15 protein-coding genes are annotated in these 12425 nt (G+C 38.5%); 9 read left to right on the forward strand and 6 right to left on the reverse strand.

The features are described from left to right. Positions 1-26: 26 nt before the first annotated feature. Positions 27-1436, forward strand: coding sequence for a TonB-dependent receptor (locus V4596_01605; GenBank protein ID MES2767815.1), 1410 nt, complete (start codon positions 27-29; stop codon positions 1434-1436). Positions 1437-1451: 15 nt separating this feature from the next. Here V4596_01605 and V4596_01610 read toward each other — a convergent pair whose 3' ends face one another. After that, on the reverse strand, positions 1452-2303 hold the full coding sequence (locus V4596_01610) for a LysR family transcriptional regulator (GenBank protein MES2767816.1): 852 nt from the start codon (positions 2301-2303) through the stop codon (positions 1452-1454). Between the two features lie 139 nt (positions 2304-2442). Between V4596_01610 and V4596_01615 the strand changes: the two genes are divergently transcribed. Together V4596_01615 and V4596_01620 are read left to right on the forward strand one after the other, a co-directional pair. Continuing rightward, positions 2443-2826, forward strand: a complete 384-nt coding sequence (locus tag V4596_01615) for a hypothetical protein (GenBank protein ID MES2767817.1) — start codon at positions 2443-2445, stop codon at positions 2824-2826. Between the two features lie 215 nt (positions 2827-3041). Continuing rightward, a complete protein-coding gene (locus tag V4596_01620) occupies positions 3042-3500 on the forward strand; it encodes a hypothetical protein (GenBank protein MES2767818.1) in 459 nt (152 codons plus the stop codon). 7 nt (positions 3501-3507) lie between these two features. Here V4596_01620 and V4596_01625 read toward each other — a convergent pair whose 3' ends face one another. From V4596_01625 to V4596_01645, 5 genes are all read right to left on the reverse strand, one after another. Beyond that, complete coding sequence (locus V4596_01625; GenBank protein ID MES2767819.1) at positions 3508-4401, reverse strand: hydroxymethylglutaryl-CoA lyase; 894 nt, start codon at positions 4399-4401, stop codon at positions 3508-3510. Positions 4402-4415: 14 nt separating this feature from the next. Further along, positions 4416-4778, reverse strand: a complete 363-nt coding sequence (locus tag V4596_01630) for a biotin/lipoyl-containing protein (protein ID MES2767820.1) — start codon at positions 4776-4778, stop codon at positions 4416-4418. Further along, complete coding sequence (locus V4596_01635; protein ID MES2767821.1) at positions 4775-6265, reverse strand: biotin carboxylase N-terminal domain-containing protein; 1491 nt, start codon at positions 6263-6265, stop codon at positions 4775-4777. The genes V4596_01630 and V4596_01635 overlap by 4 nt, the downstream gene beginning before the upstream one ends. A 24-nt stretch (positions 6266-6289) precedes the next feature. Beyond that, complete coding sequence (locus V4596_01640; protein ID MES2767822.1) at positions 6290-7084, reverse strand: enoyl-CoA hydratase-related protein; 795 nt, start codon at positions 7082-7084, stop codon at positions 6290-6292. Positions 7085-7183: 99 nt separating this feature from the next. After that, on the reverse strand, positions 7184-8791 hold the full coding sequence (locus tag V4596_01645; protein ID MES2767823.1) for a carboxyl transferase domain-containing protein: 1608 nt from the start codon (positions 8789-8791) through the stop codon (positions 7184-7186). An 82-nt stretch (positions 8792-8873) separates the two neighbouring features. Between V4596_01645 and V4596_01650 the strand changes: the two genes are divergently transcribed. The 6 genes from V4596_01650 to V4596_01675 all read left to right on the forward strand — a co-directional run bounded on the left by V4596_01650 (position 8874) and on the right by V4596_01675 (position 12316). Continuing rightward, the gene (locus V4596_01650; protein MES2767824.1) at positions 8874-9722 is read left to right on the forward strand and encodes an RNA pseudouridine synthase; all 849 of its coding nucleotides are present in this window, start codon (positions 8874-8876) and stop codon (positions 9720-9722) included. 47 nt (positions 9723-9769) lie between these two features. Beyond that, positions 9770-10234, forward strand: a complete 465-nt coding sequence (locus V4596_01655; protein MES2767825.1) for a hypothetical protein — start codon at positions 9770-9772, stop codon at positions 10232-10234. 61 nt (positions 10235-10295) lie between these two features. Then, positions 10296-11279: a methyltransferase domain-containing protein gene (locus tag V4596_01660; GenBank protein MES2767826.1), complete on the forward strand. Its 984-nt coding sequence runs from the start codon at positions 10296-10298 to the stop codon at positions 11277-11279. Between the two features lie 98 nt (positions 11280-11377). Continuing rightward, entirely contained in the window at positions 11378-11776 is a 399-nt protein-coding gene (locus V4596_01665; GenBank protein MES2767827.1) for a hypothetical protein, read from the forward strand. Continuing rightward, positions 11769-12032 (forward strand): DUF5985 family protein, encoded by a 264-nt coding sequence (locus V4596_01670; protein ID MES2767828.1) that lies wholly within the window; start codon positions 11769-11771, stop codon positions 12030-12032. The genes V4596_01665 and V4596_01670 overlap by 8 nt, the downstream gene beginning before the upstream one ends. Beyond that, positions 12029-12316 carry a DUF5985 family protein gene (locus V4596_01675; protein MES2767829.1) on the forward strand — a complete coding sequence of 96 codons (288 nt, stop codon included), beginning with the start codon at positions 12029-12031 and terminating at the stop codon, positions 12314-12316. Before V4596_01670 ends, V4596_01675 begins: the two co-directional genes overlap by 4 nt. The last annotated feature ends 109 nt before the right edge of the window (positions 12317-12425 follow it).

The raw sequence follows: 12425 nt of genomic DNA on the forward strand, positions 1-12425 counted from the left end.
CAATTTTATTCATTTAAGTCAGACTTATGATAATGAAAACAGATTCATCACTTTCAACTTTAGATAAAGCTCGCCACGTCAACCTTGATACTTCAATCTACGGATCTTTTGCTGAGATTGGTGCCGGTCAAGAGACCACAAGATTTTTCTTTCAAGCTGGCAAAGCCTCTCAAACTATCGCAAAAACAATGTCCGCCTATGATATGACTTTTAGTGATGCGATTTACGGCAAAGAAAAAAATGGAAGATATGTTTGCGAAAGCAGGCTTTTAAAAATGCTAGAAAAAGAATACAGTCTTCTCGAAGAGCGTCTCGGAGAAACAAGAGGCAAAGATACAAAATTTTTCGCATATGCAAACACGGTTGCAGCGAAAAGTGTAAATGGTATTGGTGATGGCAGAGGTTGGGTCGGTATTCGTTATCAAACAAAACCTCGTGGGCCAATTCACGATATCGTTCTGCACGTTAAGCTCAAGGATTCGAGAAACCTACTTCAACAAGAAACCCTGGGCATTGTTGGAACAAATCTAATTCATGCAGCTTTTAATAACTGGGAATCTCCCAAAGATTTTATTATTTCACTGATGGACAGTTTAGACTCAAGAAGAGCTGAGATCAACTTCATCAGATTCTCCGGACCCGCTTTTGAAAAGCATGATAATCATATTTTAAATCTCTACCTCGTTCAGAATGGATTCACAGATGCAGTGGTGTTTGATCACAATGGTCAGATCATTGAACCTACAGATCTTCTTTATGGAAAACACGTCGTGATCTTGCGTGGACGATACAGGCCGATCACAAATGTTCATATGGACATTATTGAAAGCGGACTTAAGCATGCTTTAAAGGAAAATAAAAATATCACCAAAAAAGATGTTATAGTTCTTGCTGAGCTAACCTTAAATAACCTAACAACCGCAGAAAAAATTGACGCTCAAGATTTTCTAGCAAGAGTCGAAACTCTCGCCGCTCAAAATATTCCCGTGATGATTTCAAACTTCGCCGAATACTATAAACTCAAAATCTACTTCAATAAAATCAAGCATAACGACGTAAGAATTCTTATGGGTGCAAATATGCTTAAAGAAGTCTTTAATGAAAAGTATTATGAAAACCTCCAAGGCGGAATTTTAGAGGGCTTAGGGGATATCTTTAAGAGTAACTGCAAGATACTAGTTTATCCATTCAAAGATGAAAAAGGCACTCTGGACGCTGAAAGCTTTAAACCCTCGAAGAACATTCAGCCTATCTACGAATATTTTATCCAAAACAAAATGATCGAAGATATCGAGCCCGTCGACAATGCTTGTTTGGAAATCAACACTCAAACTATCGTAAGCGACATTGTGGCCAAAAATAAAAACTGGGAGGCGAAAGTCCCAGCTTCAGTGATTAAAATCATTAAAGACCAAAAATTATTTGGCTATAAGTAGGCTTTCTACTTAGCATTAAGTAATAGCTTTTTTCAAAGCCTCCACCACTAGTTTTTCCGAAGGAATTTTTCCAAACTCAGGACGATAAACCAAGCAAATATCGTCTTTGTAAGACGGAAGAGAAGACATCTTCTTCAATGGGAATTTGGACAAACTCACCGCTCTCTCTGGAATGATCCCATATCCAATCTCTTCATGCACAAGTCTACAAATTAAATCCAAATTATCTGTACCTAGAATTTTAGAAGGTTTATTTTTCCATTTTTTTAAAATGGACTGACTTTGAAACAAATGCTGATTACAAATTATTGTATTAAAATCAGTTCCAGATTTTGAAGTCCATACAGAGACTTCATCAGTTGCTAGCTTTGTGATAATGAGATCAGGAACTTCTACAGGATTAATTATAATTCCAATATCAATATTTCCAAATTGGATTTGGGATTGAATATTTCTCGAAAGATCATGAACCAATTGTATTTTGTAATCTGGAGCTTGTTTTTTTAAGTATGAAAGCGCAGTAGGTATAAAATATTGTGCAACGGTAGAATGACAACCAACGGAAATTGTCCTTCCTGAGAACATCCCATCTTTCGAAAGATATAATTCATCTAAAGACTGAAGCGCGGCATGCGCCTTATCTAAAATTATTTTTCCTGATGATGTGAGCTGAATTCCATTTCTTGATCTATAAAAAAGAGTTGTACTCAAATCTTCTTCCAACCTCTTTATAGATTCCGAAACCGCTGGTTGACTGATTTCCAATTTATTCGCCGCTTGTGAAAAAGTAGAACACTGACTTGTCTCCACAAAGATCTTTAAATCGTTCAACCTATATTTTTTTTCGTAATCTCCTACATTCGCCATCTAAACCCCCACTAAGTATTTAGGTATAACAGATTTTCGATAAATACCATAGGTATTAGCTTATATTAAGTATAACTATTATAAAGCTTGATGGAGGAGAACTATTTGGTTTTACTTATACACGAACAAGGAGGTTCACATGAAAAAAATATTAACTATAGTAACAATTTTAGCTATCTCTAACCTAGCATTCGCAAAAGAGCTTACTTTAAGCTGCAATACAACGACTTCACTTGAAGGTGAAGCAAACGTATCTTCAGAGCAAAAACAAGTAACAGCTATTGCAAACGAAGAAATGCTACAAATGCATTTGTCGATGGACACCGATATTGGCCTAACTGCACATGCTAGAGCAGGAATTGATGCCAGCGGAAACACAACGTATGTTTCTGTAAATATTGTAGATAATGTTAATGGCTCTAGTGTAGATGCTAATGATGGCCTAAATTATAAATTTGCAAGAAGACTCAATTCTAAGGGTGAAGCGATAAATCAAATGTCTTTTGACTGCGCAGTAAATTAGTGTTGTTTAAAAAAGCCTTACAAAAGTGATTTTTGTAAGGCTTTTGAATCAACTTAAAATTTCTATTTTTTGACTATATAGTTTACGAGTTGATGAAATATTTATATTCAAACCAATCAAAATCTATCTAAAATAAATTTAATTTACACTTATATCTGATTTTTTTTCAAAACGTGGTACATACTTCATAATCGAAATTTAAAAAAAGGAGCTTTATGAAGTATTTATTTTTATTAGCGATCTGTTCTTTTCAAGTATCTGCCTTTGCAGGAGATGTATTTTTTGTTTCTAAAGCAAAATGTGTTAAAAGCGGCGGTAAGGCACTAGAAGATAAAAGATATTTAATGTGTGACGGCGGCAAATATGATGGATTTGTTATTGGTGAAGAAACCAGAACTGACTGTAACGAAAGAATCTCTGTAGCTAAAAGCCTTCTAAACCAAGACAATTTGGTTTCTGACGGTGATGAAGCTAGATTTGTATTAGTAAGCGAAATTGCTGTTGATACTTGCGCAAGAAAAGCAAAGGGTTGGAAATCATTGTCGGATACTCTTAAAAATGCAAAAAAAGCTTGCGATGAAGGTGCCGATCAATCTTCAGGTGCTTTTCAAGGTAAGTGCTACTTAAAAGCTGCACAGTTATCTAATTACATCCAAGACCAATTAGAATTCTAAAATAATTTTAAATTTTTGGAAGACCCGCTTTACCGACTCTGCTCGGTAAAGCTTTTTCCATCTGCTTTGTCATCCAATGGTTCACTTCGATAAGTTTTGCGAGATCCACTCCAGTTTTAACTCCCATGCCATCAAACATATACACAACATCTTCGGTAGAAACATTACCTTGAGCACCCGGCGCATAAGGAAAACCTCCGAGACTAGAATCAAATGTCGTGATCCCGAGTTCGTAACTCTGAAGTATATTTGCTAATGCTGTTCCTCTAGTGTCGTGAAAATGCATGGCCAATTTTTTTATAGGAATTGATCTCTTCAACATTTGAATTAACGTTTTTACTTCTTTAGGATTGGCAGCACCAAGAGTATCTCCAATCGAAACTTGATAGCAACCCATCGCGATCAATTTTTTAGCAAGAGGTACTACTTTTTGAGGTTTTATTTTCCCCTCGTAAGGACAGTAGAAGCATGTACTTAAATATCCACGAACCTTGATTTTATGCTTCTTGGCCAGCGCCATCACAGGCTCAAATCTTTTAAATGATTCTTCAATTGTACAATTGATATTGGCCATAGAAAAAGATTCTGAGGCCGCCGTAAATACCGCAACCTCTTTTGCGCCCGCCGTGATGGCATCATTCATCCCGCGTTCGTTTGGAACTAGAACTGGAAAGTGAATATCTTTATTTGGAAACGTATTTAGAATGTTTTTTACAATTTCGGCTGAGCCAGCCATTTGCGGTATTTTCTCTGAAGATACGAAAGCGCCGATCTCTATGTCCTTAAGGCCTGCATCCACTAATTTAGAAATGAATTCGCATCTAATATTGAGTTTTAAAAATTTCTTTTCGTTTTGAAGCCCGTCTCGGGGACCAACTTCTACGATTTTAATTTTTGTCATATTATTCTTCCTGACTATTCTATTTCCACCAGCAACTGACCTTGAGTGACCTGGTCGCCTTCTTTGGCTAGGATTTTTTTTATCTTACCATCTTTATTTGCCTTAAGGCTGTATTCCATCTTCATGGCTTCCATCATGATCACCACATCACCGATGATGACATCACCTGAAGATTTTTTTATTGCGGTAATCTTACCCGGCATTGGTGCTAAAATTTGATTTGGGTTAGAAACATTTGCTTTAGCATTTCTTTTTTTGCTGGCACTGTCCTCGTATTTAAAAGTTTTTCCATTCACCGAAACCCAAAAATCTTTTCCTACTTTTTCTGCATAGCCTTTTAATTTTTTTCCGTTGATATTGAGCTCTAATTTTTTCATATGCCTCTCCAGTAGGAACTCCAAGGAGAGTTGACATTTTGCGCTTGCGGATCCGCAGCACTTGAACTTGCCGACATTTGTGACGCCAGTTTAGCAAAAGCCTTTTCGTCCTCAGAAAGCTCAATGGGCCTTAGGGCATCAGCAAAATATTTTGAAATGAACTGCGTAGTCATTTCTCCAGATCTAAATTCTGGATGATTTAAAATTTCTATAAGATAGGGAATGTTTGTTTGTAAACCAAACACAACAGTAGACTGTAAAGTCTTGATCATCTTATCGATGGTTTTCTCTCGGGTTTCATCCCAAACAATCACTTTTGCGATCATCGAATCATAAAAAGAAGTGATGGTATCACCTTTTTCAAACCCTACTTCAAATCTTCTACCTGGCCCCTCAGGAAACGAGCAGCTCCCGATCAATCCTACTGATGGAATTCCACCTTGGTATGGATCTTCAGCATAAAGTCTGCACTCTATAGAATGCCCATGAGGCTTAATGTCTTCTTGCCGCCAACCCAATGTTTCACCCTGTGCACACTTGAGTTGGGCTTTTACAAGATCAAGGCCTGTCACACATTCAGTTACCGGGTGCTCAACCTGAAGCCTGGTATTCATCTCCATAAAGTAAAATTCATGATCTTGATAAATAAATTCAACGGTGCCCGCGCTGATGTAACCCACTTCTTGCGCTACTTTCACCGCACAGTCGGCCATCTTTTGTCTTGTTTCTTTCGTGAGAGAAGGAGAAATTGCCTCCTCGATAATTTTTTGATGTCTTCTCTGCACAGAACATTCTCTATCGTACAGGTGAAATACTTTTCCAGAAATATCACCAAAGACTTGGAACTCGATGTGCTTAGCGTGGTCGAGGTATTTTTCTAAGAAAACTTTGTCGCTACCGAAAGCACTTTTCGATTCTCTTTTAGCTGAAGACAATTGATCAAAAAAATCTGCTTCTGATTTAGAAATTTTTAATCCTCTTCCACCGCCACCGTTAGAGGCTTTGATGATCAGCGGAAAACCAATTTTTTTTGCTTCTTTAAGTAATGTCTCTTGAGATTGGTCCTCGCCATCGTATCCTGGAACTACTGGTACTCCAGATTGGATAGCACATTGTCTTGCTGAAATTTTATCACCCATCATTTGAATGGCTTGAGGTTTCGGTCCTACGAATTGGATACCGGCATCTAAACATTTTTGTGCAAACTCTGCGTTCTCTGATAAAAATCCAAACCCTGGATGAATAGCATCACAGCCTTTGCTCAACGCTCCTTGAATGACACGATTGATATTCAAGTAACTTTCGCTGGTGGGCGAAGCGCCGATGCAAACTGTCTCGTCACACATTCTGTAAGCTTTGGATTGGATATCCGCTTCAGAGTGAAGCAATACCGTGGGAATTCCCAATTCCTGTGCCGCCACGTGGATTCGAAAAGCCACTTCGCCTCTATTTGCTATTCCTAATTTTTTGATCTTCTTTATAGCCATTTATTTCGCTTTACTATTTTCACTTTACTGTTTTTTTGTATTCTCAACGATCCAACTTGGTTTTCTTTTTTCTAAGAATGCCCTGAGGCCCTCTTGACCTTCTTCGCTCACTCTTCTTCTCGAAATCACGGTTGTAGTTTCCGCCTTGGTCTCTTGTAAGTTTAAATGCTCTAGATCATTTAAAAGCTTTTTTGTGGTGATTAAGGCACCTTTCCCACATTTTCTGATCGATTGAATTTTTTCTTCAAGATACTTATCACACTTTGAATTTGATCCTGAAAAGTGAATCAATCCTGAAGACAACGCTTTTTCGGCATCAAATACATCTGCCGTTAAGAATAGTTCTCTCAAAATATGCGGAGACATCTTTCTACTGACAAAGGGACTGATCACACTTGGAACCAATCCTAATTTCGCTTCACTGAAACAAAATTTTGTTTTTTCATCTGCTGCCACGATATCACAAATCGCTACCAATCCTAATCCTCCACCAAATACATTGCCGTGAATTTTTCCAATAACGGGAACAGGGCAATTTTTCATGACGTCAAACATGGTGTAAAGTCTTTGCGCGTCCGCAACGTTTTCTTCGAAGTTGAATTTCATCATGGACTTCATCCAATTGAGATCCGCACCGGCGCAAAAACTTTCGCCTTCGCCTTTTAGAACCACCGCACGATTTTTCATTGAGAAATTTTGATCTGAGAAAACCATTGTTAACTCGGAAATCATTTCCGGGTTGAAAGCGTTATGAATCTCTGGACGATTCAAGGTGATGTTTAGAATTCCGTTTTCTTCTTTTATGATGACTGTACTCATTTGCTGTTCCTTACTTAGTTTTTACATCCTGTAATCGGGGCTTTGCCCCAAGCCCCCTTTCTGCCGGCCCTCGTGGCCGTCAGATCTTTTTTTTGGGGATTACATTCGGAAGACGCCAGTGCCTGGGTTTTCCCATTTTTTGTTGAAGCTTGCTGCGATTCCTAGGGCTAAAACTCTTCTTGTGTCTACTGGATCGATGATTCCATCGTCCCAAATTCTTGCTGTTGAATAATATGCGGAGCTTTCTTTTTCGTATTTTTGTAGCGTAGGTCTTTTGAATTCTTCTTGCTCAGCTGGTGACATATCTTTTCCTGTCGCCTGCAATTGATCTCTTTTTACTGTCAGAAGAACATTCGAAGCTTGTTCTCCGCCCATCACCGATATTTTCGCGTTCGGCCACATCCAAAGTTGTCTGGGTTGAAATGCTCTACCACACATTCCATAGTTGCCGGCACCATAAGATCCGCCAATCACTACAGTGAATTTTGGTACTTTTGCATTGCTCACTGCCATCACCATCTTTGCGCCATCTTTGGCGATGCCTTCGTTTTCATATTTTTTCCCGACCATAAACCCTGTGATGTTTTGTAAGAAAATCAGCGGAACTTTTCTTTGCTCACAAAGCTCGATAAAATGTGTTGCCTTCAAGGCGCTCTCACCAAACAGAACTCCATTGTTTGCGATAATTCCTACGGGCATTCCCCAGATATGCGCAAAACCTGTGACGATGGTCTTTGCGTATAGAGATTTAAATTCATGAAACTCACTTCCGTCTACAATTCTTGAAATCACTTCACGAATATCGAAAGGTTTTCTTGTATCTTTCGGAAGAATTCCATAAAGCTCGTGGGCTGGATAAAGTGGTTCTTTCACCTCTTTTAAAGCCACCGGAATATTTTTTTTACGATTTAAAGTGGAAACAATGCTTCTGCAAATTTCTAAGGCATGCTCATCATCTTCAGCAAAGTGATCCGTTACTCCGGATTTTTCTGAGTGCACAAGCGCTCCCCCTAAACTTTCCGCATCTACAATTTCTCCCGTTGCGGCTTTCACCAACGGAGGCCCACCTAAGAAAATTGTGCCGTTTCCCTTGACGATAATATTCTCATCGCTCATTGCGGGAACATATGCACCGCCTGCTGTACAACTTCCCATCACCACTGCAATCTGAGAAATTCCTTGAGCTGACATTCTTGCTTGGTTATAAAAAATTCTTCCAAAATGATCTCTGTCTGGAAATACTTCGGCCTGCAATGGCAAAAACGCGCCACCGCTGTCCACAAGATAAATGCACGGCAAACCATTTTCCATGGCTATCTCTTGTGCTCTCAAATGTTTTTTCACCGTCATGGGAAAGTAGGTTCCGCCCTTGACCGTGGCATCGTTTGCCACGAGCACGCATTCTTGTCCATGGATAATTCCAATGCCTGTGATCACTCCAGCAGCGGGAGCTTCGTTATTGTACATTTCAGTAGCGGCGAGAGTTGAAAATTCTAAAAACGCAGATCCGGGATCAATTAATTTTTCGATTCTTTCGCGCGCCGTGAGTTTATTTCTAGATTTATGTTTTTTGATGGCATCAGCTCCACCGCCAGATTTTGTGATCTCAACTTTTTCGCGAAATTCTGCGACCAAAGATTGTAACCACTGTGAGTTTTCGGAAAATTCTGGTGATGAAGAATTGATTTCTGTTTCGAGTGTTTCCATACTCTATAAAAATAATCTGCTTACATGCTTTAAGTCACTGATTCTATTGACGTAGATTTTAAATCATGATTCAGTGTGGCAGATGAAAATATCTGCACCTTATGGCCTTGGGCTCGTGACGCACGTTCAACCTGATGTAGCCATGAAATTGAGCGAACTTTTTAAAAGAGTCGAATTCGAAAATTTTGAATTTTTGCTCGAAATTGGTGGCATCTACATCGACGACAAAAGAGTGTTCACGGATGTTGAGGTTTTACCCACCTCTCTTGTGCGCGTTCACCGAAAACCCAAAAGACATCCCATTGGCAATGTGGATTGGGGCAGTCTGATTGTTGAAAATAATGATGATTTTGTTGTTATCAATAAACCTTATGGTGTTCCAACGCATGCGACTGTGGATAACTCTATGGAGAATGTGCTTTACCAGTTATCCAAAAAATTAAATTACACATTACTTATGACCCACCGTCTAGATGCCGAGACAACAGGACTTTTATTGTTTGCTAAAAATAAACAATTTCAGAGCGTATTTAATTATTTAATTTCAAATAAAATGGTTCAAAAAAAATACAAAGCTCTCACAACAAATCGCCCTGAAGTAAAAAGACATCTTCATTACATTAGAGCTGAGAAGTTTGTTCCAAAGCTTGTTTCCATAGAGCCGATTGAAGGCTGGCAGCTTTGTGAACTTATCGTAGAACAAGTGAATGATGTTACGCTTCCCAATGGAGAACCAGGTTTTGAGAGCATCATTGAACTCATCACAGGAAGAACTCACCAAATCCGCGCACAATTCACGGGGATGAATTGCCCGCTTTTTGGAGACACGCTTTATGGTGATGAAAATAGCGAATATCCACTTGGACTTCAGTCCTTTATTTTAAAATTCAACTGGAAGAACCAAAATAAAGATTTTTCTTTTCAACTCTAAGGCGATCACATACTATTATCTAATCTATATTAGAAAGTGGTGCATCTATGAAAATGGGCAATTTAAAATTAATTAATTCTATAATCTTTTTCGTAATCATTTGGGCAACCCAATGCCTCGTGAGCGTAGAAAAATCAGTTTCCTTTGAGCAACATGTGCAAGTTCAGCAAGAACTCACTCAATTGATCGGAAACTACATTACAGAAAATTTGCCTGAGATGACGAACTTTAAAATGCATTCGCTTTATACTAAGCCACCGAAAAAAGGATTGCTTGAAGCTTACTTCAATTACTCTTTCACAACAAAAGTTGCACAAAGCAACCAACATGCAACCACGGAACTTTCGGGTATTGCTGTATTAAGAAAATTAAAAGACGAGCCTCAGCAAGAATGGGCTTTAGAAAAAATTGAAATTGAAGGTGAAACATTGACGTTCAATGATCCCGTTGTAATCACGCCCACAAAAGATGGCGTAGAAAAAATAGAGAAGCCTTCTGAAACTCATAAATAGCCTAGACCACAAGTACGTTCAAATTGATCTCGAAGGCTTTCCTGTTTTTAATGGTCTGCGCGTGCAAGATCCTAACTTTGGCAAAGATATTCTTAACGGCATTAAAAGAATTCCCGAAAGATATATTTTTGTTTCTGAAATGGGTGGTGAAAAGTATATTATCGAGGCTTTCGACCAACCTTTCGTTGCCCAACAGGTCCACAAAAATTCAAATGAAGATTGGGAGATAGAACTTCCTTATGGAATTAGAAAAAAATTAAACCTCTCCCAACTCACCGTGGATGAGTGGGACAGATTCCACGGAAGAACCTCCGAAGACATTCCATACGTTCTATCCAGAAAAGCGCAGAACGAATTTTTTAATTTAGTTAGTGAATTCGATGATGACGGATTCTCCATAGGAGATGAGACTTACACAGTAAGCAGTTACTATCCTTCTCGAGACGATGTAAGAAAAAATAATTTCTGGTCAAAGATTTATAAGGAAACAGAAAACAAGCCTGGATGGGATATGAACGGTCCTAACCCCATTTTGAAGCATATTATTCCTCAACTAAAGATTCCCAAGAGTAGAATTCTGGTCGTGGGTTGCGGTCGTGGCCATGACGCTCATTATCTTGCTCAACGAGGAAATGTCGTGACGGCAATAGATTTCAGCGAAGAGGCAATTAAGGAAGCTAAAAGACTTTATCCAGAATCTGAAAATTTAAAGTTCCTGCAAGCAGATGTTTTTAATCTACCCGAGAAATATTTTGCATACTTCGATATTGTTTTTGAACATACGCTCTTTTGTGCTGTGGATCCTGTAAAACGCAATGATCTCGTGAAAGTTTACAAATCGATGCTAGCCGATCACGGGCATTTATTGGGTATATTTTTTACCATCGATAATATGAATCATCCTCCTTTTGGCGGAACCGAATGGGAATATCGGGAGCGCTTGAAAAAATATTTTAACTTTTTGTATTGGACAAAATGGAAAGCCGAAACCACCAGATCTGCCGGCACAGAACTTATCATCTACGCTAAAAAAATATCTCAATAGCAATAAAATATTTTTGTATTTTTCTAAACATTTAAAAAACTAACTAGACTTGTCCAACTCTTCCTTAAAGGTTACTAAATTAAGAGGGAGTACAAAGTTTGATTAGGCGTGATATTTCAGAAAAAGTAAGAAGTTTTATTTTCGAGCATGTGGATTCAGTTGAACAGCTTGAAGTGTTGTTATTCTTACGTAAAAATAGCGATAGGCCTTGCTCCGCTGAAGAAATCACCCGTGAACTTCGTTCCAATCTCACTTCTGTGAATGGCAGACTCCATGTTTTGAAATTGAAAAACCTTATCACAGAAGAAAATTCTGACTTTCGATATAATAATGCAAAGGAAATCGAAGAAGTTTTGACGGAGGTTGCCGAAGAGTACAGAGTTCGTCGCACGCTTATTTTAGAACTTATATTCTCTCCGCTAAAAAAGATGAGAAACTTTGCGGACTCATTTGTATTTAATTCTTCGGATAAGAAAAAAGGAGATCACGATGGCTGAATTGGTTTACTTTCTCTGCGCCCTTATGAGTACGGGTTGCGCGATAATGTTATTTCGGGGATTTAGAAAAGCTCGCTCCAGACTTCTTCTTTGGAGTTGCCTAAGTTTTTGTTTCTTAGCCGTGAATAATGTAATTTTATTTACTGATGCGGTTATTCTTCCCACCATCGATTTTGGTGGAGTGTTTTTACGCGCAACCACAGCCGCTATCGCGGGTTCCTTGCTTTTATTCGGATTGATTTGGGAGATCACATGAATCACATATTTTTTTTATATGGAATCGCGATGACGACATTTGCTTTCTCTAGTATTTTCTTTTTGAAATTTTGGAACGCTTCCAGAGATTCTTTCTTTTTATATTTTTGTATCGCCTGTGCACTTTTAGCTTTTGAACGCGTAGTTATTTTACTTGGTACTTACCAGCATGTTGGACCACATCAGGCCGAAGTCAGCATTTGGGTTTATATGATTCGGCTTTTAGCTTTTAGTGTGATTTTAACAGCGGTCGTAACAAAGAATCGCTCTTCCAACCGCTCCTAATTACAACGTGTCGCTGTTTTTAGACATTCCATGGAAAGTAGTTATACATCTGATAATACAGGTAAAAAATCCCTATTAAGAGCACCAAAATAAGACCTATTTTTCGTTG

It is taken from the genome of Bdellovibrionota bacterium (assembly GCA_040386775.1).
GTDB lineage: Bacteria > Bdellovibrionota > Bdellovibrionia > Bdellovibrionales > JAEYZS01 > JAEYZS01.